Below are 26427 nucleotides of genomic sequence, written 5' to 3' on the forward strand. Positions count from 1 at the left end.
TCGCCGGGGGGCGGGGCCGTGTCGGGCCCCGCCCCCCGGGACGGGACGCCTGAGAGAACGCCTCAGAGGACGCCGTGGAAGACGTCTCAGAGGACGTCTCAGGAGTCGAAGCCCAGGCCCATCCGGTCCAGGGTGCGCAGCCACAGGTTGCGGCGGCCCTCGTGCAGGTCGGCCCGGGCGAGCGACCAGCGGGTCATCTGGATCCCCGCCGAGCGGACCGGTTCCGGTGGAAAGGGAATCGGCTTCTCCTGGACCATCCGCAGTCCGGTCCGCTCCGTCGGCTCCCCGGCGAGCAGGTCGAGCATGACGTTGGCCCCGAAGCGGGTGGCGGCGACCCCCAGGCCGGTGTAGCCGACGGCGTAGGCGAGCCGCCCGCCGTGGGCCTGGCCGTAGAAGGCGCTGAACCTGCTGCAGGTGTCGATGACGCCGCCCCACCGATGGGTGAAGCGCACCCCGTCGAGCTGCGGGAAGGTGGTGAAGAAGTGCTCGGCCAGCTTGGCGAAGGTCTCGTCGCGCTGCTCGTACTCCGGCCTGATGCGACCGCCGTTGTAGTAGACCGCGTCGTAGCCGCCCCACAGGATGCGGTTGTCGGCGGTCAGCCGGTAGTAGTGGAACTGGTTGGCCGAGTCGCCCACGCCCTGGCGGTTGCGCCAGCCGACGGAGGCGAGCTGCTCCGGAGACAGCGGCTCGGTCACCAGCGCGTAGTCGTAGACCGGCACCAGGAAGTGCTTCAGCCTGCGCAGCAGCGGCTGGAACACGCCGGTGCCGAGCGCGACCCTCGCGGCCCTGACGGTGCCGCGCGGGGTGACGAGGTCCATGGTGGCCCGGTTGTCCCGGATGTGGCGTACCGGCGTGCGCTCGTGGACGCGCACGCCCAGCTCCAGGCAGGCCCGCCGGAGCCCCCAGGCCAGCCGGGCGGGGTCGATCATGGCGCAGCCGTCGCGTTCCCAGTAGCCGCCGACGTAGGTGGGCGAGTTCACCTCCGCCCGGATCTCGTCGCGGCCGAGGACGTCGTGGTCCAGGCCCAGCTCCCGCGCCGCCCGGACGCTCTCGTGCATCTCGTCGAGCTGCCAGGGCTCGGTGGCCACGTGCAGCTCGCCGGTGCGCTCGTAGTCGCAGTCGATGCCGTACCGTCCGACGGTCTCGCCGATCTCGTCGAGGTTGGCCCGGCCCAGCCGTTCCAGGGTGGTGATCTCCTCGGGCCAGCGTTCCAGCCCGTTGGCGAGGCCGTGGGTGAGCGACGCCACCGCGAACCCGCCGTTGCGGCCGGAGGCCGCCCAGCCGATCCCGCGTCCTTCCAGCAGGACCACGTCGAGGGACGGGTCGCGTTCCTTGGCCATCAGGGCGGTCCACAGCCCCGAGAAGCCTCCGCCGACCACCGCGAGATCGGCGGTCGTGTCCTTGAGGAGCCGCGGCAGCGGCTCGGGTTTCGCCGGACTGTCGAGCCAGTACGGCTTGCGCTCCGCGTCAGCAAGAGCCTTCAGCGGATCCACAAATCTCACTTCCCTACGGTGAGTTGAAATTCGTTGTCTAGGTATCGCGTGACCTCAGAGGTCACGCGCGGGTTCCCCCCGCCTGAATCCGATCTCGCCTCCCTGTTCTGTGCCGGGGACATCTTCCGGGTACGCCGAAACCCCGTGCCGCCAACCGCTGGCGGTACGGGGGCCTGACGACGCTAGGTGCGGCGGCGGGCGGTGACCGTGTTGACCACGGCGATCACCACGCCTACCGCGAATATAAGGGTCCCCAGAATGTTGACCTGCGGCGGGACCCCGATCCGGGTGGCGCCCCAGATCCACAGCGGGAACGTCTGGAGGGCGCCGCTGGTGAACTGGGTGATCACGAAGTCGTCGATGGACAGCGCGAACGCCAGCAGCGCGCCCGAGACGACGCCGGGCAGGATCATCGGGAACGTGACGCGCCAGAACGTCGTCCAGGTGGACGCCCCGAGGTCGCGCGCCGCCTCCTCGATCGAGGGGTCGAGCCCCACGACCCGGGCCCGTACGGTGATCGCCACGAACGACAGCGAGAACAGCACGTGCGCGATGACCACGGTCACGAAGCCCGGCTGCACCCCGGCGCTGACGAACAGCGACAGCAGGGAGGAGCCCATGACCAGCTCGGGCGAGGCGATGGCGGCGAAGAGCACCAGGTTGACGGCGCCCAGCCCGCGGAACCTGTGGCGGCCCATCGCCAGGCCCATCAGCGTGCCGATGACCGTGGTGATGACCGTGGCGAGCACGGCGATCTCCAGGGAGTTGACGACCGCCTCGATCAGCTTGGGGTCCTGGTCGAGCATGCCCCACCACTTGAAGGTGAAGCCCTGCCAGGTGACGTTCGACTTGCTCTTGGTGTCGTTGAAGCCAAAAATGATCATGACCACGATCGGCAGGAACAGCCAGGCGAGGATCAGCCAGACGTAGACCTTGAGCAGCCGGTCGAGGAGGTGGCGGCGGCGCCGGGCGGGCGCCGGAGCGGGCGCGGACGCGGTGGCGGTGGCGGTGCTCATCGGGCCGCGGCCTCCAGCACGTTCTCGGTGCCCAGCGCCCTGGCGTAGGCGAAGATGCCGAGCAGCATCGCCGCCATCAGCGCGAACGACAGCGCCGCGGCCGACGGATAGTCGTTGTTGACCAGGAACCTGGACTGGATGATGTTGCCGATCATCGTGTTCGCCGGGCCTCCGAGGATCTCGGCGTTGACGTAGTCGGCGGTCATCGGGACGAACGTCATCAGCACCCCGGCGAACACACCGGGCAGCGACAACGGAAGCACGACCTTGGTGAACGCCTGCCGGCGGGCGGCGTACAGGTCCCGCGCGGCCTCCACGACGCGGGGGTCCACCCGCTCCAGGGCCACGTAGATCGGCAGGATCATGAACGGCAGGTAGTTGTAGACCAGCCCGCCGATCACCGCCACCGTCGTCTGCAGCACGTGGAAGTCGCCGGGCACCACGCCCAGCGACTTCAGCGGCGACAGCAGCAGCCCGTTGTCCGCCAGCAGGAACTTCCACGACACGGTGCGCAGCACGAACGACACGAAGAACGGCAGCAGCACCAGCAGCAGGTAGGTCGACTTGCGGGAGCCGCCCCTGAAGGCGATCCAGTAGGCCGTCGGGTAGGCCAGCACGATGGAGATGACCGTCGCCACCAGGCCGTACCCGGCCGAGCGCAGGAACTGCGTGCCGTACTGAGACAGGACGTCGCCGTAGATCGACAGGTTGAACGTCTGGACGAAGCCGTTGACCACGTCGCCCTCCTGGGTGGACACCGAGGCCATGAAGACCATCGGCACCACCAGGAAGATCACCAGCCACAGCCCGCCCGGGAGGATGAGCAGGTAGGGGGCGAAGCGCCTCATCGTTCGCCTAGCCCTGGGTGATCGGCTGGAAGACGGACTCGAAGATCTTCTCCTCGGCCGTGTTCAGTGCCTTGTAGGACCGCAGCCGGGCCATGTCGGCCTCGGCGGGGTAGACCATCGGGCTCTTCGCGAGCTGCTCCAGCGACTTCCTGTCGTCGCCGCTCGCCTTGGCGGCGTCGGCCAGGACGAGGTCCTTGGTGCCCGGCACCGGGGTGATGTAGTTGATGGCCTCCACCAGCATCGTGGCGATCTTCGGCTGGTAGACGTAGTCCATGTACGTGAGCGCGTCGAGCGGGTTCTGCGCGGTCTTGGGGATGCACATGTTGTCGGTCCAGATCGTGCCGCCCTCCTGGGGGATCACGAACTTGAGGTCCTTGCCCTCGGCGACCTGCTGGAAGATGTCACCCGACCAGGCCATGGTGATCCAGATGTCGCCCCGGGCCAGCGCGTCGACGTAGTCGTTCTCGTAGTACTTGCGCACCAGGCCGTCGTCGCGCTGCTTCTGCAGCCTCGCTGCGGCCTTGCGCCAGTCGGCCTCGGTGGACTTGTCAGGGTCGATGCCCTCGGCGAACATCCCGAAGTTCGCGACCTCCTGCGGGTCGAGCATCATGCCGACCTTGCCCTTGTACTTGGGGTTCCACAGGTCGTTGATGCTGGTGACCTCGTCCACGTACTTGGGGTTGTAGGCGATGCCGGTCAGGCCCGCCGTCCAGGGGATCGTGTAGGTGTTGTCCGGGTCCCAGGTGGGGTTCTTGACCTTCTCCGCCGCGTTGGCCGCGAAGTTGGGCAGCCTGGCGTGGTCCAGCGGCACCAGGTAGCCCAGCGCGATGGCCTTGCTGAGGTGCAGGCCGTTGGTGATGACCATCAGGTCGTAGCCGATGTCGGTGTTCGAGGCGAGCAGCGGCTGGATCTTCCCGAAGAAGGAGGGGGTGTCCTGGATGGCCTCGGTGTAGGTCACCTTGATGCCGGTGTCGGCGGTGAACTTCTCCAGGGAGGGGTAGCGGCCGTCCTCCTTGTCGATGTACAGCGTCCAGTTGGCGAACCGCAGGGCGCCGTTCTTCTTCTTGGACGCCCAGTAGTCGGCGATCCCGTCCTTTATGGGCGGGGCGGCCTTCTTGCCCTGCACGCCGCAGGCGGCCAGGGCCATCCCGGCGGCCGACAGGCCGGCGAGGCGGAAGGCGTCGCGGCGGGTCACCGAGCGGGGCCGGGTCATGCCGCGCAGCAGGGCGGTGTCGAGTGAGGAGTCGTGGTGCATGGTGGCTCAACTTCCGATCACGTAAGAGTGCTGCGGCCGCCACGACAGCCAGACCGCGTCGCCGCGCTCGGCCGTGCTCGTGCTGTCGAGCGCGTTCTGCTGGAAGACGGTTACCTCGGTGCCGCCGGGCAGGCGCACCGCGTAGCTGTTGTACAGGCCCAAATAGACGACCTCGGCGACGGTGCCGCGCACGGCGCTCAGACCCGCCGCGGGCTCCTCGGTGGAGATCATGATCTTCTCCGGGCGTACGGTGACCGCGATCGCGTCCCCCGCCCGGTGCCCGCCCTCCCCGGCGAGGACCCGTCCTCCGTCTTCGAGCAGCAGTACGGCGCAGCCGTCCTCGACGCGGTCCACCGTCCCGCTGATCAGGTTGGAGGTGCCGATGAACCCGGCGACGAACGCGCTGGCGGGGCGCTCGTAGATCTCGCGGGGCGCGGCGAGCTGCTCGACCAGGCCGTCGTTCATGACGGCGATGCGGTCGCTCATGGTGAGCGCCTCGCTCTGGTCGTGGGTGACGTAGACGAACGTGATGCCGACCTCGCGCTGGATGCGCTTGAGCTCGATCTGCATGGCCTGGCGCAGCTTGAGGTCGAGGGCGCCCAGCGGCTCGTCCAGCAGGAGCGCGCTGGGCCGGTTGACCAGGGCCCGGGCCAGGGCCACCCGCTGCTGCTGGCCGCCGGACAGCTCGCGGGGGCGGCGCTTCTCGCGCCCGCCGAGGTCCACGATCTCCAGCATCTCGCCGACGCGACGCTTCATCTCGGCGTCGGCCACCTTCCTGCGCCGCAGGCCGAAGGCGACGTTCTCCCAGACGTTCATGTGCGGGAAGAGCGCGTACGACTGGAACACCATGTTCACGTCGCGTCTGTTGGGCGGGACGTCGGTCACGTCCCGGCCGTGCAGCCGCACCGTGCCGCGCGACGGGTCCTCGAACCCGGCGATCATGCGCATGGTGGTGGTCTTGCCACACCCCGAGGGGCCGAGGAGCGAGAAGAACTCGCCCTCGGCGATGGTCAGGGTGACGCCCTTGACCGCCTGGACGACCTCACCGTGGGCGAGGTACTCCTTGACGACTCCGTCGAGTTCGATGGCGGGCACCGGGGGCGGGCCGGAGGCGGTGGAGACCACCGCCTCCACATCCGCCTGGGTTTCGGTCATACCAGGCTGTCCCTCTTGTTTCGCGGCTATTCGCCGATGTAGTGCATGACGTGCTTGACTCGCAGGTAGTCGTGGAGCCCGAAGACCGACAGGTCCTTGCCGTAGCCGGAGTGCTTGAAGCCACCGTGCGGCATCTCGGAGACGAACGGGATGTGGGTGTTGACCCACACGACGCCGAAGTCGAGTCGCCTCGACACCCGCATCGCCCGGCCGTGGTCGGAGGTCCAGACCGAGCTGGAGAGGCCGTACCGGACACCGTTGGCCTTGGCCACGGCATCGGCCTCGTCGGAGAAGGTCTGGACGGTGATGACGGGCCCGAAGACCTCGTTCTGCACCATCTCGTCGTCCTGCTGGAGGCCGTCGACGACGGTCGGGGCGAAGAAGAATCCCTTGTCACCGATCCGCCGGCCGCCGGTCAGGACCTTGGCGTGGCCGGGCGCCCGCTCGATGAAGCCGGTCACCCGCGCCAGCTGGTCCGCGTTGTTGAGCGGGCCGTAGAGGGCGTCCTCGTTGGACAGGTCGCCGGTCACGGTGGCGGTGGCCGCCTCGACGAGGGCCGCGACGAACTCGTCGTGGGCGTCCTCGTGGACCAGCACCCGGCAGGCCGCGGTGCAGTCCTGGCCGGCGTTGTAGAAACCGCCCATGGCGATCGCCTCGGCGGCGGCCTTGAAGTCCTTGACGTCGTCGAAGACGATGACCGGGGCCTTGCCGCCGAGCTCCAGGTGGACCCGCTTGACGTCCTCGGCGGCGGTCCTGGCCACGGCCATGCCGGCGCCGACCGAGCCGGTGATGGCGACCATCTGGGCGGTCGGGTGGCCCACCACGAGAGCGCCGGTCTCGCGGTCGCCGGTGACGACGTTGAAGACGCCCTTCGGCAGGACCTCACCGATGATCTCGGCCATCTTGAGGGTGGAGACCGGGGTGGTGTCGGACGGCTTGAGCACGACGGTGTTGCCCGCGGCGAGCGCGGGGGCGATCTTCCAGACCGCCATCATCATCGGGTAGTTCCAGGGGGTGACCTGGCCGACGACGCCGATCGGCTCGTACCGGATCACGGAGGTGTGGTCGGCGAGGAACTCACCCGACGTCGGCCCCTCCAGGGTGCGGGCGGCGCCGGCGAAGAAGCGGAAGTGGTCGGCCGCGACCGGGGTCTCGTCCTCGGCCATCCGGGCGCGGGGCTTGCCGGTGTTGCGGCACTCGGCCTCGTTGATCTCCCCGGCGCGCGCGTCGAGGGCGTCCGCGACCTTGAGCAGCAGGTTGGCCCGCTCACCGGGGGTCAGCAGGCTCCATGACTCGAAGGCGGCGGCCGCGGCGGCGTAGGCGGCGTCGACGTCCTCCGCGCCGGAGATCGGCGCCTGCAGGTATGCCTCTCCGGTGCAGGGGTCGATGACGTCGGAGAACCGGCCGCTCTTGGCGTCCACGAGCTCGCCGTTGACATAGTTCTGCAGACGGGTGGTCACCGTTGACCTCCTGTGAGGTGGCTTGGTTATGGGGACTCTTACAGAGGAGAGCCTACGCGACAAGGGATTTCGTTGTTAAGATACCAAATCGCGACGAAATCGCTTGACAGAGCCATAAAAACTGACAGCATGTCGCAGCGAGCCGCAACATGTCGGCAGGGCGTGCGACGCCCGCAACGACCCCTTAACACGACGCCAGGGAGCGCGGATGACGACCCCGCCCAAGGTACGCCGCGACAACGACGCGAAGCACGGCACGGTCGTCCTCGACGAGATCTCCAAACAGATCATCGAACAGCTGCAGGCCGACGGCCGCAAGCCCTACGCCGCGATCGGCAAGGCGGTGGGACTGTCCGAGGCCGCCGTCCGCCAGCGGGTCCAGCGCCTGCTCGACGCCGGGGTCATGCAGATCGTCGGGGTCACCGACCCGCTCACCCTCGGCTTCTCCCGCCAGGCGATGATCGGCATCAAGTGCGAGGGCGACCTGGAGACGGTGGCCGACGAACTGTCGGCCATAAAGGAGATCGACTACGTCGTGCTGACCGCCGGTTCGGTGGACGTCATGGTCGAGGTGGTCTGCGAGAGCGACCTGCACCTGCTGGACATCCTCGGCAAGATCCGGGCCATCCCCACGGTCCGCGCCACCGAGACGTTCGTCTACCTCAAGCTGCACAAGCAGACCTACTCCTGGGGGACCCGCTGACGCCCTCCGGGGACCGCCCGCCGTACGGCCGGTCCGGGTCGTACGGCGGGCGGACCGCCCGGCCCCGTCAGGAAGAGGGCTTGGACAGCGCCAGCAGGCTGACCAGGTCGTAGGCGACGTGGGAGGCGGCCACCGCGGTGATCTCCGCGTGGTCGTAGGCGGGGGCCACCTCGACCACGTCGCCGCCGACCAGGTTGCACCCGGCCAGGCCGCGCAGGATCTCCAGCAGCTCACGGCTGGTCAGGCCGCCCGCCTCGGGGGTGCCGGTGCCGGGGGCGTGCGCGGGGTCCAGCACGTCGATGTCGATCGACAGGTAGAGCGGCCGGTCGCCGATCCGCTGCCGGAGCGCGTCGACGGTCTCGTCCACACCGCGGCGCATCACGTCGGCCGAGGTCATGATGCCGAAGCCGAGGCGGCGGTCGTCGTCGAGGTCCCGCCTGCCGTACAGCGGGCCGCGCGTGCCGACGTGGCCGATCGCCTCGGTGTCGAGGATGCCCTCCTCCACCGCCCGGCGGAACGGCGTGCCGTGGGTGTACTCGGCGCCGAAGTAGGTGTCCCAGGTGTCGAGGTGGGCGTCGAAGTGCAGCATGGCCACCGGGCCGTGCCGCCTGGCCAGGGAGCGCAGCAGCGGCAGCGCGATGGTGTGGTCGCCGCCGATGGTGACCAGGCGGGCGCCGTCCTCCTGGAGCCGGGTCGCGGCGTCCTCGATCGCCTCGACGGCCTCGCCGATGTCGAACGGGTTGCAGGCGATGTCGCCGGCGTCGGCCACCTGCACCGCGGCGAACGGCGAGACGTCCAGGCCGGGGTGGTACGGCCGGAGCAGGCGGCTGGCCTCGCGGACCGCGGAGGGGCCGAAGCGGGCGCCGGGACGGTAGGAGACCCCACTGTCGAACGGCACCCCCACCACGGCCACGTCGCAGCGCCCGACCTCGTCCAGGCGCGGCAGACGCGCGAACGTCGCCGGGCCCGCGAAGCGGGGGACGCGGGAGGAGTCGACGGGGCCCCGGGGCTCGGTCATGCCGCACGGTCCTTTCGAGGAGAGTCTTTCGGGAGGCTTCTTGCGGGGGCTTCTTGCGGGGGCTTCTTCCGAGGGACGTGGAACGGCGGGGGAGGGCGTGGCAGGCCCGGCTCAGAGCGGGCTGTCCTTACATTCTGGGAGATTTATACCCGTTTGGGTATTGTGGGAAGCACGAACTACGACGGGGTCTCCTGTGGCCGACCACGAACACACCGCCGACCGGCTCACCGTCGAGGAGCTGGTCCGCTTCCCGGCCCTGCGGCTGCGCGTCCTCGCCGGCCGCGCGGGACTCGGCCGCCCGGTGTCCTGGGCTCACGTCAGCGAACTGGACGATCCCACGCCCTGGCTGCTGGGCGCCGAGCTGATCATGACGACCGGCATCGCGATCCCCCGATCCGCCGCCCGCCAGCGGGCCTACCTGGAACGGCTCGACGACGCCGGGGTGTCCGCGCTGGCCCTGTCGGCCCAGCTCCACGTGCCGCCGCTGCACCCGGCGTTCCTCGCCGCCGCTGAGGAGCGCGGCATGCCGGTCCTGGAGGTGCCGCTGGCCGTACCGTTCATCGCCGTCGGCCAGGAGGTCGCCGCGGCCGTGCGGGAGGACGCCCGCCAGCGGCTCGGCGCGCAGCTCCAGGTCTTCGGCGCGCTGCGCTGGATGGCCTCGGAGGACCTCGGCACCGTGACGCTGTTCCGCCGCCTGGAACGGCTCAGCGGCTACACGGTGTACCTGTGCACGCCGCAGGGCCGCCCACTGCTGCCCGGCGTCCCCGTGCCCGACCCGGATCTGCTGCCCAGGACGGCGGACGCTCCCCCGACGATCCCCGGCGGGTTCGTCCTCCCGGTGCCCGCGCCGGGCGGCCCGGCCGGTTTCCTCGTCGCCCTGGAACGGGAGGGCGCCCGCCCGGCCGGCCTGGCGGTGGCCCAGCACATCGCCACCGTCGCCGCGCTCCAGGTCGCCATGGCCCGCCACGAGCGTGAGACCCTGCGCCGCGAGGGCGCGGAGATCCTGGCCGAGCTGCTGCAGGACGTGCTCGACCCGGCCACGGCCCGGCGGCGGCTGATCCGGCTGGGCCTGCCCGGCGACGAGCTGGTCCTGCTGGCCGTCCGCGGCGTGTCCGACGACGGGCTGCTGCGCGCCCTGGACGACCGCCCGTTCCTCATGCTCGGCAGGGGCGACGACCGCTACGTCCTCGGCACCGCCGAAGCGGCCGCCGCCGTCGCCGGAGCGCCGGGCGTCGCGGCCGGGATGAGCCGGCCGTTCGCCGCCGGTACCTCCCTGCGGGTGGCCCGCAGGGAGGCGGTGTGGGCCGTCTCCCGGGCGGCCGAGTCGGGCCAGGCGCTCGTCCGATACGGCGACGACACCGCCGGACGATGGCTGCCGGAGGACCCCGCGGTGCTCTCGGCGCTGGTCGAGCACGTGCTCGGCGAGGTGATCCGGTACGACGCCGCCCACGACTCCCGCCTGCTGGCCTCGGTCCGCACCTGGATGGAACGCGACCGCCGCACCGAGGACGCGGCGGCGGCGCTGCACATCCATCCGAACACGCTCGCCTACCGGCTGCGCCGGTTCACCGCGCTCACCGGCCGGGACCTGACGTCCACGGGCGCGTTCGCCGAGGTGTGGCTGGCCGTCCGGGCCGCCGGTCAGCTCGGCCTCACCGGCTGACCGACGGTCCCGGGCCGACCGGTCTCACCGGCCCGCGACCGGGACGGACGGCCGGCTGACCGGATGGATTCGGACGGTTCGGGGCCCCCGGCCGGCCGACGACAGCGGACCGGCCGGTCCCACCGGCCCGCGGCCGGGGCGGTTTCCGGCGGCCGGGGCGCGAAGAGCATGATCCCGGTAGGGTGCGGTCCATGCGGCTCTCCCAGGTGTCCTTCCGGTACTCCCGCCGCGGCCCCTGGATCCTCAGGGACGTCGAGCTCACGCTCCGCCCGGGGTCCGTCGTCGAGGTCACCGGCCGCAACGGCGCCGGCAAGTCCACCCTGCTGCGGCTGCTCGCCGGGTTCGTCCCGCCGGCCCGCGGCTCGGTCTCCGGCCGGCCCCGCGCCGTGGGCTACGCCCCCGACGTCTTCCCCACCGGCCAGCCCTTCACCGTCTCCGCCTACCTGGACCACATGACCCGCGTCAGGGGCGTCTCCCCCGCCGCGGCCGGCGACCTCGCGCGGCGGCTGAACGCCGTCCACCTGCTCGGCCTGCCGCTCGGCGACCTGTCCAAGGGCAGCGCGCAGAAGGTGGGGCTGATCCAGTCGCTGCTGGGCCCGCCGGACCTGCTGATCCTGGACGAGCCCTTCGCCGGGCTGGACGAGCAGACCCGCGCCGAACTCCCGGTCATCCTCGGTGAGATCGCCGCCCGCGGCGGCGCGGTCGTGGTCAGCGACCACCAGAACCAGCTCCGGGAGTTCCCCGGCGCCGACCACTGGCTCGTCGCCGACGGCGCGGTCACCGTCCGCTCCACCGGGCCGGGATCCGGGCGGCCGTCCGGGACGGACCCCGGGCCTGATCCCGGACCCGGGCGGGCGCGGGACGCCGGACGGGCGTCCGGGCAGGGGCCCGGCACGGGTGGCCGGGCGGTCATCGAGGTGCTGGTGGACCCCGGCGAGGCCGACGAGGTCGAGCAGAAGCTCCGCGCCGACGGCTACACCGTACGGCGGACCGCGTGACCCCCGAGAGCACGTCGTACGGCAGGAGGCACCGTTGACGCGTCTGATCCGGTTCAAGCTGAGCGCCTACGCCCGTTCCCACCAGCTGTTCCAGCCGGCGGTCGGGCTGCTCCTGATGCTGGTGATCTTCTACTCGACGCTGACGCCGCCCGGCAAGGAGCTGTCCTCCTACGCCGACTCGGCCGGCCTGCTGATCGTCGTCTTCGCCTGGGCCGCGCGCAGCCTGCTCGACACCGAACCGGCGGCGCAGCGGCTGGTCTCGATGACGGCGGCCGGCGGTCCCGGGCGGGAGATCGGCGCGGGACTGCTGGCCGCGTTCGCCGTCAACCTCGCGTTCGCGGCGATCGCGGTCGTCACGCCGCTGCTGCACGGCTTCGCCGCCACGCCCGCGCCCGGCGACGTGGCGCGCGGCGCCGTCCTGCACCTGCTCGGCCTGGTCGCGGGCACGGCGCTGGGCGCGCTGACCAGTCAGCCGATCATGCCGTCCCCGGCCGCGTCGATGCTGACGCTGTTCGGCGGGTACGTGGCCCTGCTGCTGGTCAGCCTGACCCCGGTGGGCCGGTTCACGGTGCCGGTCATGCCGTGGATGCGCGCGGCCAACGACGGCGTCCTCGACACCGTCCTGCTCCCGGTCGCCGCCGCGGCGCTCCTCTGGTCCGCCGCGGGCCTCATCGCCTACACACGGCTCCGCCGCACCAGGCCGTAGATCCGCATCAGCCGATCATCGCCGGGGCGCCGCCACCTCCCAGAGAGCGCTCACCGGCATGGCCCGCATGCGCTCCCCGAAGGGAAGCGTCTGCGTCCCCGTATAGAGGACGATTCCCACCGCGAGGTCATCCCCCAGGCGGCCGGCGAGGTGGCGTAGCCCTCTGAAGTCGTCCGGCCGCACCGTCGATGACGCCTTCACCTCGATGCCGACCACGCGTCCCTGCCGGTTCTCCAGGACGGCGTCCACCTCCACCTTGTCCTTGGTGCGGTAGTGGAACAGCTCCACGCGCTCCTCGGACCAGGAGAGCTGCCGGGACAGCTCCATCAGCACGAAGCCCTCCAGGAGCGGCCCGAAGGCCCCTTCGGGCCGCAGCAGGCTCCGCGCGTCGGCGCCCAGCAGGTTCGCGGCGATCCCCGAGTCGACGAAGGCCACCTTGGGCGTTCCGACCGCACGACTGCTGAGGTTGCGCGACCAGGCGGGGACCCGCCTGATGGGGAAGGACCCTGCCGAGAGGGCTCCGTACAGCGCCGGCCATGGCTTCAGCATGGCACAACTCAAGGGTGGCTGAGAGGATGGCCGCCATGTTCCTGAGAGGATGGTCGCTGGTCAGCTGACAGACCGGTCGCCTGTCCTCCGGCGGAACGGTCGTGGATCCGCCGATGATTCGGACGCGGTACGCCCGTTCGCGCCGCCCGGGCAGGCGGCTGTCCCGGCGGCGGGCGTACTCCCGAAAAATGTCCCGCTCCAATGGGATTAGTACCCCTATAAAGAATATAGAGGACGTTGAACAATAATATTCAATGTCCATTACCTCCTTTCGGCACGGGTGCGATGATCACGTTTCCGAGCACCCGCAGGAGGTTCCTTGTTCCCCCTCAGACGGGCGGCGCTGGCCGCCCTCATCACCGTGGTCTGCGCCGTCCCCCTGGGCGCCGCCCATGCGACCGCCCGGGCGGCCCCGGTGAACCTCGTGGTCCAGCCCGCCAAGGACGTCTTCATCAGCCAGGCGGCCCCCGCCACGATGTACGGCACCGCCGAATGGCTCTCCGTGTGCGCGAAGGCCTGCAGCGGCTCCACGGCCGGCGAGCGCAGGGCGCTCACCGGCTTCACCGTCTCCGGCATTCCGGAGAACGCCGCGAACGTCACCATGACCCTGCAGGTACGGGCGACCAGGACGACGGACACCACGGTCTCGGTGCACAAGGTCACCGGCTCCTGGTCGCAGACCGGCACATCATGGAACTCCCGTCCCACCTTCGGCACGGCGCTGAGCACGCACACCGGCTTCACCGCGGACGCCGTCGCCGACCTGGACGTCTCGGACGCCTACCTCGGCAACGGGACGTACTCCTTCGGCCTCACCGCGTCCAGCGGGCCGGTGGCGGTGCTGTACTCCACGCGCACCGCGGGCAAGGGGCCCCGCCTCAGGATCAGTTACACCCTCGCCACGGCCACCCCCTCCCCCACGCCGAGTGTGACTCCGGGTGCGACGCCGAGCGCCACCCCGACAGCCACCCCCACATCCGGCGGGAACCAGTGCCTGCCGTTCGACAAGCCGTCGGCCGCCGCGCTGCGTTCATACGACAAGAAGGTGTTCGCCTTCTACTTCCCGCCCTACCCGCTGTCGATCGACAACAAGGACCCGGCCAAGGACCAGTACGCCTCCTGGCTCGACCCCGCCGGTTCCAACGGGATGTACGCCGCGCAGGGCGGTCACTCCCGGGACAGGCCGCTCCCCCGGCCGGTGCGCTCGGGAGGCGGCTGGCGCCAGGCCGACTTCGAGGTCGAGGTACGGCAGGCCATCGCGATGGGACTCGACGGGTTCATCTACGAGCACCACACCTCGGCGACCGACCAGCGCTTCAACCACATCGCCGACCTGCTGGCGGCGGCCAAGGCCGTCGACCCCGGATTCCGGATCATGCTGAGCCCGGACTTCCCCACCACCAAGGACGCCTCGCCGGACAAGGTGATCTCCGACGTCCTTCTCGCCAAGGGGCACCCCTCGCTCTACCGCCTGCCCGACGGCACCGTCCCGCTCGCGCCGTTCTACCCCGAGCGGCAGTCACCCGCCTGGTGGGACGACCTGCGGGCGAAGCTGGCGACGCAGGGCATGAAGACCTCCCTCGTCCCGATCTTCCTGGACTGGAGCGGCAGCGGTAAGACCGAGTGGAACGACTCGGTGGCGGGTTACTCCTCGTGGGGCGTCCGCTGGGAGAGCTCGACCGACGGCTACCGCAAGGCGGGCATCGAGGCCGCCAGGCGCGGACGCTTCTACATGGCCCCGGCGGCCCTGGAGGATGTGCGCCCGCGTGACAAGAGGTACTGGGAACCGTCCAACAGCGGCACGCTGCGGCAGTCCTTCGTCAAGGCGATGGAGGGCGACGCGGACATCGTCTCCCTGACCACCTGGAACGACTACGCCGAATCCTGGCTCGCGCCCTCGGTGGAGCGGGGATACGCGCCGGCGGACGTGATCGCCTACTACACCACCTGGTTCAAGACCGGTAAGGCTCCGAGCGTCGTCCGTGACGCGCTGTACTACTTCCACCGCAGTCACCGCACCGACGCGCCGTTCGACAAGACCAAGCAGACCATCGGCCCCATCGCCATCCCGTACGGCGACGCGGCCACCGACGACGTCGAGCTGCTCGCCTTCGTCAGGTCGCCGGGCACCCTGGTGGTCAGGCAGGGCGAAGACGTGAAGACCAAGGAGGTGAGCTCGGCGGGCATGGTGTCGTTCAAGGTGCCGATGGTGCCGGGCACGACCCCCGTCTTCGAGCTCGTCCGGGACGGCAGGACCGTGCAGACGGTCACCAGCCGCACCCCGATCCGGAAGAGCGTCGTCTACCAGGATCTGATCAACCACGCGGGCGGCGGCCTGCCCTGCTCGCGGCCTCTCTGAGGATCCTCCGGATCCCGTCACCGGACCGGGAGGGGCGCATGCCGCGGCCCTCCCGGTCTCCGCGGCCGTCAGGGCCGGGACGTCTCCCGCCGCCGCCCGGACGGGTGGGCTACTCCGCGGCGGCGAGCTGGCCGCAGGCGCCGTCGATCTCGCGGCCCCGGGTGTCGCGGACGGTCACCGGGACGCCGTGGAACTGCAGGCGGCGGACGAAGGCGCGCTCGTCCTCGGGGCGCGAGGCCGTCCACTTCGAGCCGGGGGTGGGGTTGAGCGGGATCAGGTTGACGTGCACGAGCTTGTTGCGGACCAGCTTGCCGAGCAGGTCGGCCCGCCACTCCTGGTCGTTGACGTCCTTGATCAGCGCGTACTCGATGGAGACGCGGCGCTTGGTCCTGGCGGCGTACGCCCAGGCCGCGTCGAGGACCTCGGCGACCTTCCACCGGGTGTTGATCGGCACCAGGGTGTCGCGGAGCTCGTCGTCGGGGGCGTGCAGGGACAGCGCCAGCGTCACCGGCAGGCCCTCGTCGGCGAGCTTGCCGATCGCGGGGACCAGCCCGACGGTGGAGACGGTGACGCCGCGGGCGGAGATGCCCAGGCCGTTCGGAGCGGGCTCGACCATCCGGCGCACGGCGCCGATCACCGCCCTGTAGTTGGCCAGCGGCTCGCCCATCCCCATGAAGACCACGTTGCTGACCCGGCCGGGGCCGCCCGGGACCTCGCCCGCGGCCAGGGCCCGCGCCCCGGCGACGACCTGCTCGACGATCTCCGCGGTGCTCATGTTGCGGGTCAGGCCGGCCTGGCCGGTGGCGCAGAACGGGCAGTTCATGCCGCAGCCGGCCTGGGAGGATACGCACATGGTGGCGCGGTCGGGGTAGCGCATGAGGACCGACTCGACCAGCGCGCCGTCGAAGAGCCGCCACAGCGTCTTGCGGGTGGTGCCGCCGTCGGTCGTCATCTCCCGGACGGAGGTGAGCAGCGTCGGGAACAGCGCGGCGAACCTGTCACGCGCCGCGGCCGGCAGGTCGGTCATCAGACCCGGGTCGGCGGTGAGCCGCTCGAAGTAGTGCCGGGAGAGCTGGTCGGCCCGGAACGGCTTCTCGCCGAGCTCGGCGACGGCCGCGCGACGCTCGGCCATGGTCAGGTCGGCCAGGTGGCGCGCGGGCTTGGCCCTGCGGGGCGCCACGAAGGTGAGCTGGCCGGGTACGGGGGTCCCGGGCTGGCTGGCAGTCGACACGTCCAAAGCCTTCTCTCGACGGTTACTCGAAGCGACACTCGACTCTGATCTAAAGTCCGGAGATATGGCGACAATCCGGTCCGCAGGCGAGCGGGGAGACGGCATCGAGATCCTGCTCAGCGACACCGGCCCCTACGGAAGCCGCACCCTGGTGGTCGAACGCGACGAGACTTCCTCGGTAGCTTACCTGTGCGGTCCGAAGGGCGAGGTCCACGGAGCGGTGTGGCTGGCCAACCACGTCCCGGCCCCGGAGACCATCGACCTGGATCGGCTGGCCTCCGAACTCCCGCCGGTGGCCCCCCGGGCGAACACCCGGCACCCCGGCGGCAGACGACCCCTGGGCACCCTGCGGTCACTGTGGTTCGAGGAGGGCGACGGCGTCGCCCTGTACGAGAACGACGAGTTGCTGGCGGTCATTCCTGGCTGGGCCGACGTGAGCCGCGGCATGCCGGGATACTCCCGCGACGCGGTGGGCGAGTCACCGTTCGCCTGGTCCCTTGAGGACGCCATGGAGGCCCTGGCCCCGCGGCTGGCCAAGGCCGGCTCCTACTGGGAATGGCGCGACGGCGAGGGCTCCTGGGCGTCCTTCCAGCAGTTCGTGATGGGCCACCTGGACCGGGCGGTCGGCACCGCGGGGAGGTTCTGGGACGCCGGCGGCGGCCGGCTGCCCACGGTCGGCATCACCGAGCGGCCGCCGGAGCGGGGCCGGGAGCACACGATCCTGTCCACGGTGGGGATGAGCTGCCAGCGGATGCCCACCGTGGAGCAGTACATCGACCGCCCGGAGGCGTACGCCCGGGTGGAACTCGCCGTCGCGACCCGGGGCGACGCCCGGGAGGCCGCCCGGCTGTTCCTGTGGCTGGCGCAGTACCCATGGCACTCGGTCACCTGGCTGGGTCACGGGCACACGGCGAAGTGGTACCACCGGCCGGAGACGTTCCCCCTCGGCTCCGCCTACAACGGCGTCCTCATGCTGGCCGGACCACCGGGCCTGCCGGACCTGTCGGGCTTCACCTTCGGCGGCGACGCCGTACGGTGGCTCTGGCTGGTGCCGCTCACCGACGACGAGCTGCGCCTGGCCGCGGCGAGCGGCTACCGCGCGCTGCTGCCCCGGTTGACGGCCGACCGGATCACCCGGGTGGGCTGACCTCCCGGCCGCCCCTCGGGAGCGTCCGGGACGATCAGATCAGCAGGGTGAGCAGCGCCCAGACCGGGATGAGCGCGGCGAGAAGGGAATCGAGCCGGTCCATCAGGCCGCCGTGGCCGGGCAGCACGCTTCCCATGTCCTTGACGCCGAGGTCCCGCTTGATCACCGACTCGACGAGATCGCCGAGCGTGGCGAACACCACGACCACCGCGCCGATCAGGACGCCCTTCCAGATCTCGGCCTCCAGCAGCCAGGAGACCAGCCAGCCGCCCACCGCCATGCAGGCGACCGCCGAGCCGGCGAAACCCTCCCAGGTCTTCTTCGGGCTGATCAGCGGGGACATCCTGTGCTTGCCGAAGAGGATTCCCGCGGCGTATCCGCCGATGTCGCTCGCGACCGTGGTGGCGATGAAGGTGATCACCCGGTCCGGGCCGTCGACCGGATGACTGAGCAGCAGCGCCACGAACGCGACCAGGAACGACGGATAGACCGCGACCAGGACGGTGGCGGAGGTGTCACGGACGTACCCCTCGGTGCCCTGGAACATCCGCCAGATCATCAGTGTCAGGACCGTCGCCGCGAAGAGGCCGAGCATCCAGGCGGGGCCGCCGTAGTAGGCGCCGACGAGCATGGCGGTCATCCCGGCCAGCGACGGGATCAGCGGAACCCGGATGTCCCTCTCCGCGAACGACCTGACCAGTTCCGTCACGCCGACGCCCACCGCCGCGACCACCACGGCGAGGAAGAGCACCTTGACGAAATAGAGGGAGCCGATGACGGCCGCTCCCAGGCCGACGCCCACCGCGATGGCGGCGGGGAGATTCCGGCCGGTACGGCTACCGCCCGCCGCAGCTTCCAAGGGGTCCCACTTCCGTACACAAAATCCTTGTCCCGTACCGGAGATCCGGACGGGACAAGGATTACGAATCAGACTTCGAGCAGCTCGGTTTCCTTCTGCTTGAGCAGCTCGTCGATCTTAGCGACGTGCCTCTGGGTGAGGTCGTCGAGCTCCTTCTCCGCGCGACGCACCTCGTCCTCACCCGCCTCGCCGTCCTTGATCATCTTGTCGAGCGTCTCCTTGGCGTGGCGACGGACGTTGCGGATGGAGACCTTGGCCTGCTCCGCCTTGGTCCGGGCGACCTTCACGTACTCCTTGCGGCGCTCCTCCGACAGCTCGGGGAAGGCCACGCGGATGACCTGACCGTCGTTACCGGGGTTGACACCGAGGTCGGAGTTGCGAATCGCCTTCTCGATCGCGGCCATCGAGCTCTTGTCAAAGGGCTGGATGATGACCATGCGGGCCTCGGGGACATGGAACGAGGCCAGCTGCTGAATGGGAGTGGGCGTCCCGTAGTACTCAGCGGTGATCTTGTTGAACATCGACGGGGTGACACGGCCCGTACGGATGCCTGCGAGGTCGTCCCTCGCCACCGACACGGCCTTGTCCATCTTTTCCTCGGCTTCGAGGAGGGTATCGTCGATCACAGCGACTCCTTCTTCTCGGTCACTCACCATCCTCACTCACTTCGCGGGACACTCCTGCGTCGCGCACCGCTCCGCTCGCTCGTCAGGCTCGCTCCCCGCTCATGGGTCACTCACCATCCTCACTCACTTCGCGGGACACTCCTGCGTCGCGCACCGCTCCGCTCGCTCGTCAGGCTCGCTCCCTATTTCCCTGCCGGACTCACCAGCGTGCCGATCTTCTCACCACGCACCGCCCGCAGGATGTTGCCCTCACCCATGAGGTCGAAGACCACGATGGGCAGGCCGTTGTCCATGCAGAGGCTGATGGCCGTGGCGTCCATCACACCGAGGCCACGGGTCAGGACCTCACCATATTCGAGGTGGTCGAACCGTACGGCGTCGGGGTTCTTCCGGGGGTCGTCGTCGTAGACGCCGTCCACCTGGGTGCCCTTGAGCAGCGCCTCGGCACCGATCTCCAGCGCGCGCTGCGCGGCGCAGGTGTCGGTGGAGAAGAACGGCGAACCGAGCCCGGCTCCGAAGATGACCACGCGCCCCTTCTCCAGGTGGCGGATGGCGCGACGGGGCAGGAAGGGCTCGGCGACCTGCTGCATGGTGATCGCCGTCTGGACACGGGTGTCGATGCCCCGCTTCTCCAGGAAGTCCTGGAGGGCCAGACAGTTGATCACCGTGCCGAGCATGCCCATGTAGTCGGCCCGGGCGCGGTCCATGCCGCGCTCGGACAGGGCCGCGCCGCGGAACATGTTGCCGCCGCCGACCACGACCGCGACCTGCACGCCCTTACGGACGGCCTCCGCGATCGAGTCGGCCAGGTGGCCGACGACCCCGGGGTCGATGCCCAGCGGCTCTCCGCCGGCGAACGCCTCACCCGACAGCTTCAGCATGACCCGCTTCCAGCGGAGCGGACCTGAATACGAAGAAACCGCCGACGTAGCGGATTCTGAGTTCTCCTGCACGACGGCGGCCTCCTCGTTGTAGTGCTGTGGCTGAGAGAAGCTGGGTTAAGACTAAGCCTGTCCGACCTTGAAGCGGACGAAGGCCTCGACCTTGACACCGTTCTCGTCGGCGTACTTGCCGATGGACTTCTTGTTGTCCTTGACGAACGCCTGCTGCAGCAGGGTGAAGTCACGGAACCAGCCGTTGATGCGACCGTCGACGATCTTGCCGATGGCGGCCTCGGGCTTGCCCTCCTCGCGGGTCATCTCCTCGAAGAGCGCGCGCTCCTTCTCGATGACGTCGGCGGGGACGGCGTCCGCGTTGAGGTACTTCGGAGCCATCGCGGCGGCGTGCTGGGCGATGTCCTTGGCGACCTCGGCGTTCGGGGCGTCGAGCTGCACGAGCACGCCGACCGCCGGCGGGAGCTGCGGGTCGGTCTTGTGCATGTAGGCGCCGACGTAGCCGCCCTCCAGAACCGCGAAGCGGCGGATCTCGATCTTCTCACCCAGCGCGGCGTTGGCCTCGTCGAGGTGGGTCTTGACGGTCTTGCCGTCGAACTCCGACTCCAGCAGGGCCGGGACGTCGGCCGGGCGGGACGCCAGGATGTGCTCGACGACCTGGGCGGCCAGCTCCTGGAAGCGCTCGCCCTTGGCCACGAAGTCGGTCTCGCAGTTGAGCTCCAGCAGCGCGGCGGCCGAGTCGCCGTCCTGCTTCAGGGCGACCAGGCCGTTGGAGGCGGTGCGGGCCTCGCGCTTGCCGACGTCCTTGGCGCCCTTGAGGCGCAGGATCTCGATGGCGCGGTCGAAGTCGCCCGCGGACTCCTCCAGAGCCTTCTTGCAGTCCATCATGCCGGCGGCGGTCAGCTCGCGAAGCCGCTTGACGTCGGCCATGTTCACGGAAGCCATTGTCTTTTCCTCGTCGGAATCGTCGTGGACCGGGTGGGCACACCCCCCGAAGGAGGCGCGCCCACCCGAAAAGAGCCTTGCGGGTTCGTACGGCGAACCGTACGAGATGAGAACTAGGCCTTCTCGCCCTCGGCGCCGTCCTCGGCGGCCGGAGCCTCGGCGGCGTCGGCGGCCGGAGCCTCAGCGGCGTCGGCGGCCGGAGCCTCAGCCTCGGCAGCCGGGGCCTCGGCGGCGTCGGCGTCGGCCTCGGCGGCCGGGGCCTCAGCCGGGGCGGCCTCGGCCTTGGCCTCGTTCTCACCGCCGGCGAGCAGCTCCTGCTCCCACTCGGCGAGCGGCTCGGCGCCACCGGCGACGGCCGGCTTGTCGTCACCGCGGTTGGCGCCGGCGCGGGCCATGAGACCGGCGGCGACGGCGTCGGCCACGACCCGGGTCAGCAGGTCGACGGCGCGGATGGCGTCGTCGTTACCCGGGATCGGGTAGTCGACCTCGTCCGGGTCGCAGTTGGTGTCGAGGATCGCGACGACCGGGATGTTGAGCTTGCGGGCCTCGCTGATCCCGATGTGCTCCTTCTTGGTGTCGACGACCCACACCGCGCTCGGAACGCGGGCCATGTCGCGGATACCGCCGAGGGTGCGCTCGAGCTTCTCCTTCTCACGGCGACGCATGAGGAGCTCCTTCTTGGTGAGCCCCGAGGCGGCGACGTTGTCGAAGTCGAGCTCCTCGAGCTCCTTCAGACGCTGGAGCCTCTTGTGCACGGTGGAGAAGTTGGTGAGCATGCCGCCCAGCCAGCGCTGGTTGACGTACGGCATGCCGACGCGGGCCGCCTGCTCGGCGATGGCCTCCTGCGCCTGCTTCTTCGTGCCGATGAACATGATCGTGCCGCCGTGGGCGACGGTCTCCTTGACGAAGTCGTAGGCCCTGTCGATGTAGGACAGCGACTTCTGGAGGTCGATGATGTAGATGCCGTTGCGCTCGGTGAAGATGAAGCGCTTCATCTTCGGGTTCCAGCGACGAGTCTGGTGGCCGAAGTGAACGCCGCTCTCGAGCAGCTGTCGCATGGTGACGACGGGGGTGGACATGTGATTGTCCTCCAGGTCGGGGCACCCATCGCTGGGCGCTGTTCTCGGTTGACGCGGCGGCCCTCGGCCACCGCCCTGATGTCCCGAACCGGCTCCAGCCGGGCTCTCACCCGGACCGGGGGAGACGGTTCTCAGCGGGACATGCGAAGTCGGCCCGCGTGGTGCAGGCCATCGAAAAGTGTACCCTCAGCCGGACCTCCGCCCGACCTCGGCGCGTCAGCCATCCTGACCGCCCACGGGGAACCGCCTCCCGGCAGGCGGGGGAACGGCCCCCGCCTGCGAGGGAGCCGCGCGAAGGGGACCGGGACGGGGCTCGGAGCCGGCGAACGGCCCCTTCCCGCGAGGGGACGGCCGCCGCGCCGGCGAGCGGGAAAGGGCCTACCCGTCGAGGGGGCCGGGATGCGTGCCCTCCTGCGGGAGCCCGTGCGGGCGCCGCTCGGCGCGGGGAAAGAGGTTCACCTGCGCCTCCGCGACCCGGGCGCCGGGCGGGACCTCCGCCCGGTCGCGCCTGTTGATCGAGTAGGGATCGAGCAACTCGTCGATCCGCCGGTGCAGTTCCCTGAGCTCCTCGGCGCTCACCAACAGGACGGTCCGGTAGAAGATCGACGCCTCCTGCCACTCGGCGGGCTCGCGGTCGAAGCTCGCCAGCGCGCGCGTCGCCTCGTCGGCGGCGTGATCGCGCACGGCCTTGATGAGCAGCTCCTTGGCCGCCCGCACCTCCGGCGGGTCGTCGGCCTCGGGACTGATGACCATGCCACCGGAGCTGTGCCGCCACATGCGCTCCCGGGCGTCGCCGCGTGCGGGCGCGTCCTCGGCGAAGCCGTACTTGGCGAGCATCCGCAGGTGGTAGCTGGCGGCGCTGGGCGTGACGCCGACGACCTCGGCCACCTCGGTCGCGGTGGCGGGCCCCTCGGCCTGCAGCCGGTTCAGGATCGCCAGCCGCGCGGGGTGGGCGAGCGCCCGCATCGCCACGGGGTCGGTGAGCTGCCTGCGCGCCTCCTGGGTCATGGGGAAACCGTACCCGCTCAGGTCTGAAGGGTTGCCTTCACATCTGTGAAGGATTACTTTCACAGATGTGAAGCATTCCCTTCAGACTGACGACGCCGTCTCCGGACCTCGCCCCGTCCCCCTTCGCCGGCAGCGCGACTACCGGCTGCTGCTCTCGGCGCGCGCCGTCTCCGAGACCGGCGCCGAGGTCTCCCGGCTGGCCGTACCACTGACCGCCGCCACCCTCCTCGGCGCCTCCCCCGCGCAGATGGGCGTGCTCGCCGCGGCCGGCTCCCTCCCCTACCTGCTGGCCGGGCTCCAGGCGGGCGCGCTGGCCGACCGGATGCGGCGGCACCGGCCCGTCATGACCGGCTGTGAGGTGACGGCGGCGGCGGCGACCGCCACGGTCCCGGTGGCCTGGCTCGCCGGATGGCTGACCGTGCCGTGGCTGATCGCCGTGACGTTCGCCGTCGGCCTCTGCTCGGTGCTCTTCCGGGCGTGCAGCTTCCCGCACGTCACCGCCGTGGTCGACGAGAGCCGGCGACCCCAGGCGCTGGCCGGCTTCCAGTCGGCGACCTCACTGGCGATCATCGGCGGCCCGAGCCTGTCCGGCCTGCTCGTCCAGATCGCCACCGCGCCGTTCGCCCTGCTCGTCGACGCGCTGTCCTTCCTCGCCTCGGCGTTCCTGATCCGCGGCATCCGGGCCCCGGAGAAGCACGTGCCCGCGGTCCCTCGCGGCATGTGGGCCGAGATCCGCGAGGGCCTGCGCGCCGTGACGGCGGACCCCGCGCTCCGCGCGCTCTGCGGCTCCGGGATGGCGATCAACTTCTTCGGCGGCGCGTACATGGCGATCTTCGTCCTCTACGCCGTCACCGTCCTCGACCTGCCCGCCGGGATGGTCGGCGCGGTCAGCGCGTGCTTCGGTGTGGGCGGCCTGCTCGGCGCCCTGGCCGCGGCGCGCCTCATCGGGCGGGTGGGCGAGAACCGCATCCTCCGCTACGCGATGCTGCTGTTCCCGCTCGACTACGTGGTGACGGCGCTCGCCTCCGGGCCGGTCTGGACCAGGTTCGCCGTCATGGCGGCCAGCGGGCTCGTCAGCGGCGCGGCGATCGTCGCCTTCGCCACCTCCATGGGGGCCATCACCCTCCGGGAGGCGCCCGCCGAACTGCGGGGCCGGGTCAACGCCACGATGACCTTCGGGATCCACGGCGTCGTCGCCGCGGGCGGCCTGGCGGGCGGCGTGGCCGGCGAGCTGTTCGGCCTGCGTTCGGTGCTGTGGTGCGGCGCGGCGGGCATCGTGCTCCTCGCCATCCCGCTGGTCTGGCTCTCCCCGCTGCGCCACTCCCCCGCTCCGCTTTCCCGATGATCCCCGATGAGACGTGCCGTCCGGGACCGCTTCGGACCGCTTCCCCGGTGAGATGGGCCGCCCATGACGTCGCGCCGCCTCCCCGAGGACGCGTGCCGTCCGGAACCGCTTCCCCGGCGACACGTGCCGCCCGGGACATCGCGCCTCCCCGAGGACGCGTGCCGTCCGGGAGCGCACGCCGGTCGTCCACAGAACCGTGTTCGGCCCGGCCCCGCCCTCGCGGTGATCCCCATCCTGGGCGGATGAGCTCCTTCCGCGTCTTCGGGACACATCTCCTGCTGCCGGCGCTGCTGCTCACCTCGCCGGGAGCCGCAGGTCCTCCAGCCCCGGACCAGGGCGATCGGACGACCCGCCTGGAAGCCTCCGCCTCCCGGCCCGATTCCCGCCGGCCCTCCCCTCACCCGGAAGCCGCGTCCTCGCCCCGCCCGGAGACGACGTCCTCGCCCCGGCCCCGGAACGTCGAACCCTCTCCCCGGTGGGGCCGGCCGCTCGCCGGACGGCTCCGTGTGCTCCGGGAGTTCGCGCCCCCGGCGCGGCCCTGGCTGGCCGGGCACCGGGGAACCGACCTCGCCGCACCACCCGGCACGGAGGTCCGCTCCGCGGGCGCCGGCACGGTCGGCTACGCGGGGCCGCTCGCCGGACGGAGCGTGGTCACCGTTCTCCACGACGGCGGTCTGCGGACGACCTATCTCCCCGTCACCCCCTCGGTACGGCGCGGACAGACCGTGGAGCGGGACCAGGTGATCGGCACCCTCCAGGACATCCCCGGTCACTGCCCCGCCGGTTGCCTGCACTGGGGGCTGCTCCGCGACCGGCTGTACCTCGACCCGCTGCTTCTGCTGGGCCGGGGACGGGTACGGCTGCTGCCGGTCCGGCCCACGCGCCGGGATCGGTGACCCCGCCGCGCCCGGCCGCGCACCCCCACCCGACGATCACGGCCTCAGGGGCTCAGGGGCTTCGGAGACCCGAGACGTTCCCATTCGGCACGGGTCAGCGCGTACATCCGGGCGGGCTCGCCGTACCGGTCGATGACATCCCCGTGAGGGCTCATTCCGAGCTTGGCCATGATGCGTTCGGAGGCGGTGTTGTCGCGGTGGAAGCAGGCGACGATCGACCTCGCCCCCACCCGGCTGAACGCCTCGTCCCGGACCGACGCCGCCGCCTCGGTGGCGATGCCGTGTCCCCACTCCGCCGGGTCCACCCACCAGCCGATCTCGAAGACAGGCGTCTCGAATCCGGTGGCCCGGGACTCGCCCAGGGAGACGAGGCCGAGAAACCTCCCGTCGTCCGCGCTCGTGACGGCACGCATCCCGAACCCATGCGTCGCCCACTGTCCGAGGGCCGACTCGTGCCGTTCGCCGGCGTACCGCCCGTCCCACGGCCCGCTGCCGACGAACCTCATAACCCGCTCGTCGGCGGACAGCCGGACGAGATCGTCCAGGAAACGGTGCTCCCAGGGGACGAGCACCAGACGGGCGGTGATCAGATTCCGCATCGGCTCACGACCTTTCGTCACGGAGAACGACGGAACCCTCGCACACCCGGGCACCCGGATGCTCCGGCGCCGGACGGTCCCCGGGTCGCCGGAGCACGGGCGGACCCGGAAACGCACAGGCCGGTTCCAGGCGGGTGACGGAGTACGGCGCCCGCTAATCGAGGGATTCGGCGACCCTGGTCATCGGGCCTCCCGCGTCACCGGTGTTGAGTGTGCCCGCCGGTTCCACCAGCAGGATGGCCGTCTCCTCCCCCGCCACAGGGCAGTGCTCGACACCGCGGGGCACCACGTAAAGCTCGCCAGGGCCGAGGGCGACGTCCCCCTCCCTGAGCCGGATGGTGAGTCGGCCGCTGACGACCAGGAACAGCTCGTCGGTCTCCGGGTGGGTGTGCCAGACGAACTCTCCCTTCAGCTTGGCGAGCTTGATCTCGTAGTCGTTGAGGCCGGCGATCGTCTTCTGCGTCCACAGCTCGTCGAACCGGGAGAGCCTGTGCGCGATGTTGACGGGGCTCAGGGAAACGGACATCCGATGGCGCCTTTCTGCCGTGGACCGCCCGGACAGGGGCGGTGACCGAT

Annotated in this window: 25 protein-coding genes; 8 read left to right on the forward strand and 17 right to left on the reverse strand. The window is 70.6% G+C overall.

Annotated elements, in window-relative coordinates; genetic code table 11:
* Window positions 1-98: 98 nt before the first annotated feature.
* The 6 genes from ACZ6W9_RS17395 to ACZ6W9_RS17420 all read right to left on the reverse strand — a co-directional run bounded on the left by ACZ6W9_RS17395 (window position 99) and on the right by ACZ6W9_RS17420 (window position 7227).
* The gene (locus ACZ6W9_RS17395; RefSeq protein WP_389965209.1) at window positions 99-1493 is read right to left on the reverse strand and encodes an NAD(P)/FAD-dependent oxidoreductase; all 1395 of its coding nucleotides are present in this window, start codon (window positions 1491-1493) and stop codon (window positions 99-101) included.
* A 182-nt stretch (window positions 1494-1675) separates the two neighbouring features.
* Window positions 1676-2509 carry an ABC transporter permease gene (locus ACZ6W9_RS17400; RefSeq protein WP_470118601.1) on the reverse strand — a complete coding sequence of 278 codons (834 nt, stop codon included), beginning with the start codon at window positions 2507-2509 and terminating at the stop codon, window positions 1676-1678.
* Window positions 2506-3357: an ABC transporter permease gene (locus ACZ6W9_RS17405; RefSeq protein WP_362945236.1), complete on the reverse strand. Its 852-nt coding sequence runs from the start codon at window positions 3355-3357 to the stop codon at window positions 2506-2508. Before ACZ6W9_RS17405 ends, ACZ6W9_RS17400 begins: the two co-directional genes overlap by 4 nt.
* A 7-nt stretch (window positions 3358-3364) precedes the next feature.
* Window positions 3365-4612: an ABC transporter substrate-binding protein gene (locus ACZ6W9_RS17410; protein WP_389965089.1), complete on the reverse strand. Its 1248-nt coding sequence runs from the start codon at window positions 4610-4612 to the stop codon at window positions 3365-3367.
* Between the two features lie 6 nt (window positions 4613-4618).
* A complete protein-coding gene (locus tag ACZ6W9_RS17415) occupies window positions 4619-5767 on the reverse strand; it encodes an ABC transporter ATP-binding protein (protein WP_389965086.1) in 1149 nt (382 codons plus the stop codon).
* Window positions 5768-5793: 26 nt separating this feature from the next.
* Window positions 5794-7227: a gamma-aminobutyraldehyde dehydrogenase gene (locus ACZ6W9_RS17420; RefSeq protein ID WP_389965083.1), complete on the reverse strand. Its 1434-nt coding sequence runs from the start codon at window positions 7225-7227 to the stop codon at window positions 5794-5796.
* Between the two features lie 208 nt (window positions 7228-7435).
* Here ACZ6W9_RS17420 and ACZ6W9_RS17425 point away from each other — a divergent pair, with 208 nt between their 5' ends.
* Window positions 7436-7930, forward strand: coding sequence for an Lrp/AsnC family transcriptional regulator (locus ACZ6W9_RS17425; RefSeq protein ID WP_362945228.1), 495 nt, complete (start codon window positions 7436-7438; stop codon window positions 7928-7930).
* A gap of 67 nt (window positions 7931-7997) precedes the next feature.
* Here the strand turns inward: ACZ6W9_RS17425 and speB are convergent, their stop codons facing one another.
* On the reverse strand, window positions 7998-8948 hold the full coding sequence (gene speB, locus ACZ6W9_RS17430; protein ID WP_389965080.1) for an agmatinase: 951 nt from the start codon (window positions 8946-8948) through the stop codon (window positions 7998-8000).
* 193 nt (window positions 8949-9141) lie between these two features.
* Here speB and ACZ6W9_RS17435 point away from each other — a divergent pair, with 193 nt between their 5' ends.
* The 3 genes from ACZ6W9_RS17435 to ACZ6W9_RS17445 all read left to right on the forward strand — a co-directional run bounded on the left by ACZ6W9_RS17435 (window position 9142) and on the right by ACZ6W9_RS17445 (window position 12315).
* Window positions 9142-10611, forward strand: a complete 1470-nt coding sequence (locus ACZ6W9_RS17435; protein ID WP_389965077.1) for a PucR family transcriptional regulator — start codon at window positions 9142-9144, stop codon at window positions 10609-10611.
* A 191-nt stretch (window positions 10612-10802) separates the two neighbouring features.
* Window positions 10803-11609, forward strand: coding sequence for an ABC transporter ATP-binding protein (locus tag ACZ6W9_RS17440; protein WP_470118605.1), 807 nt, complete (start codon window positions 10803-10805; stop codon window positions 11607-11609).
* A gap of 34 nt (window positions 11610-11643) precedes the next feature.
* On the forward strand, window positions 11644-12315 hold the full coding sequence (locus ACZ6W9_RS17445) for a hypothetical protein (protein WP_470118607.1): 672 nt from the start codon (window positions 11644-11646) through the stop codon (window positions 12313-12315).
* 15 nt (window positions 12316-12330) lie between these two features.
* On the opposite strand, the gene ACZ6W9_RS17450 is transcribed toward ACZ6W9_RS17445, so the two are convergent.
* On the reverse strand, window positions 12331-12864 hold the full coding sequence (locus tag ACZ6W9_RS17450; RefSeq protein WP_389965068.1) for an ATP-binding protein: 534 nt from the start codon (window positions 12862-12864) through the stop codon (window positions 12331-12333).
* Window positions 12865-13183: 319 nt separating this feature from the next.
* On the opposite strand from ACZ6W9_RS17450, the gene ACZ6W9_RS17455 reads away from it, so the two are divergent.
* Window positions 13184-15223 (forward strand): glycoside hydrolase family 71 protein, encoded by a 2040-nt coding sequence (locus ACZ6W9_RS17455; protein WP_470118610.1) that lies wholly within the window; start codon window positions 13184-13186, stop codon window positions 15221-15223.
* Between the two features lie 109 nt (window positions 15224-15332).
* Here ACZ6W9_RS17455 and rlmN read toward each other — a convergent pair whose 3' ends face one another.
* Window positions 15333-16454 (reverse strand): dual-specificity RNA methyltransferase RlmN, encoded by a 1122-nt coding sequence (gene rlmN, locus ACZ6W9_RS17460; RefSeq protein ID WP_389965062.1) that lies wholly within the window; start codon window positions 16452-16454, stop codon window positions 15333-15335.
* Window positions 16455-16518: 64 nt separating this feature from the next.
* Here rlmN and ACZ6W9_RS17465 point away from each other — a divergent pair, with 64 nt between their 5' ends.
* Window positions 16519-17601, forward strand: coding sequence for a suppressor of fused domain protein (locus ACZ6W9_RS17465; RefSeq protein ID WP_389965058.1), 1083 nt, complete (start codon window positions 16519-16521; stop codon window positions 17599-17601).
* A gap of 34 nt (window positions 17602-17635) precedes the next feature.
* Here ACZ6W9_RS17465 and ACZ6W9_RS17470 read toward each other — a convergent pair whose 3' ends face one another.
* The 6 genes from ACZ6W9_RS17470 to ACZ6W9_RS17495 all read right to left on the reverse strand — a co-directional run bounded on the left by ACZ6W9_RS17470 (window position 17636) and on the right by ACZ6W9_RS17495 (window position 23011).
* Window positions 17636-18460 carry a phosphatidate cytidylyltransferase gene (locus ACZ6W9_RS17470; RefSeq protein WP_389965055.1) on the reverse strand — a complete coding sequence of 275 codons (825 nt, stop codon included), beginning with the start codon at window positions 18458-18460 and terminating at the stop codon, window positions 17636-17638.
* Window positions 18461-18528: 68 nt separating this feature from the next.
* Window positions 18529-19086 (reverse strand): ribosome recycling factor, encoded by a 558-nt coding sequence (gene frr / locus ACZ6W9_RS17475; RefSeq protein ID WP_389965053.1) that lies wholly within the window; start codon window positions 19084-19086, stop codon window positions 18529-18531.
* Window positions 19087-19268: 182 nt separating this feature from the next.
* Entirely contained in the window at window positions 19269-19967 is a 699-nt protein-coding gene (gene pyrH, locus ACZ6W9_RS17480) for a UMP kinase (protein ID WP_218911649.1), read from the reverse strand.
* A 123-nt stretch (window positions 19968-20090) separates the two neighbouring features.
* Window positions 20091-20924 carry a translation elongation factor Ts gene (tsf, locus tag ACZ6W9_RS17485; RefSeq protein ID WP_362930757.1) on the reverse strand — a complete coding sequence of 278 codons (834 nt, stop codon included), beginning with the start codon at window positions 20922-20924 and terminating at the stop codon, window positions 20091-20093.
* A 113-nt stretch (window positions 20925-21037) separates the two neighbouring features.
* Window positions 21038-22003 (reverse strand): 30S ribosomal protein S2, encoded by a 966-nt coding sequence (gene rpsB, locus ACZ6W9_RS17490; protein ID WP_470118614.1) that lies wholly within the window; start codon window positions 22001-22003, stop codon window positions 21038-21040.
* A gap of 378 nt (window positions 22004-22381) precedes the next feature.
* Window positions 22382-23011, reverse strand: a complete 630-nt coding sequence (locus tag ACZ6W9_RS17495; protein WP_389965045.1) for an ArsR/SmtB family transcription factor — start codon at window positions 23009-23011, stop codon at window positions 22382-22384.
* A gap of 67 nt (window positions 23012-23078) precedes the next feature.
* Between ACZ6W9_RS17495 and ACZ6W9_RS17500 the strand changes: the two genes are divergently transcribed.
* Together ACZ6W9_RS17500 and ACZ6W9_RS17505 are read left to right on the forward strand one after the other, a co-directional pair.
* Window positions 23079-24356, forward strand: coding sequence for an MFS transporter (locus tag ACZ6W9_RS17500; protein WP_470118616.1), 1278 nt, complete (start codon window positions 23079-23081; stop codon window positions 24354-24356).
* A 242-nt stretch (window positions 24357-24598) separates the two neighbouring features.
* Complete coding sequence (locus tag ACZ6W9_RS17505; protein WP_389965039.1) at window positions 24599-25252, forward strand: murein hydrolase activator EnvC family protein; 654 nt, start codon at window positions 24599-24601, stop codon at window positions 25250-25252.
* A 44-nt stretch (window positions 25253-25296) separates the two neighbouring features.
* Here the strand turns inward: ACZ6W9_RS17505 and ACZ6W9_RS17510 are convergent, their stop codons facing one another.
* Window positions 25297-25851 carry a GNAT family N-acetyltransferase gene (locus tag ACZ6W9_RS17510; RefSeq protein WP_362930747.1) on the reverse strand — a complete coding sequence of 185 codons (555 nt, stop codon included), beginning with the start codon at window positions 25849-25851 and terminating at the stop codon, window positions 25297-25299.
* Window positions 25852-26005: 154 nt separating this feature from the next.
* Window positions 26006-26377, reverse strand: coding sequence for a cupin domain-containing protein (locus ACZ6W9_RS17515; protein ID WP_389965036.1), 372 nt, complete (start codon window positions 26375-26377; stop codon window positions 26006-26008).
* Between the last annotated feature and the right edge of the window lie 50 nt (window positions 26378-26427).

The sequence above is a fragment of the Streptosporangium sp. NPDC053982 genome (genome assembly GCF_055585205.1).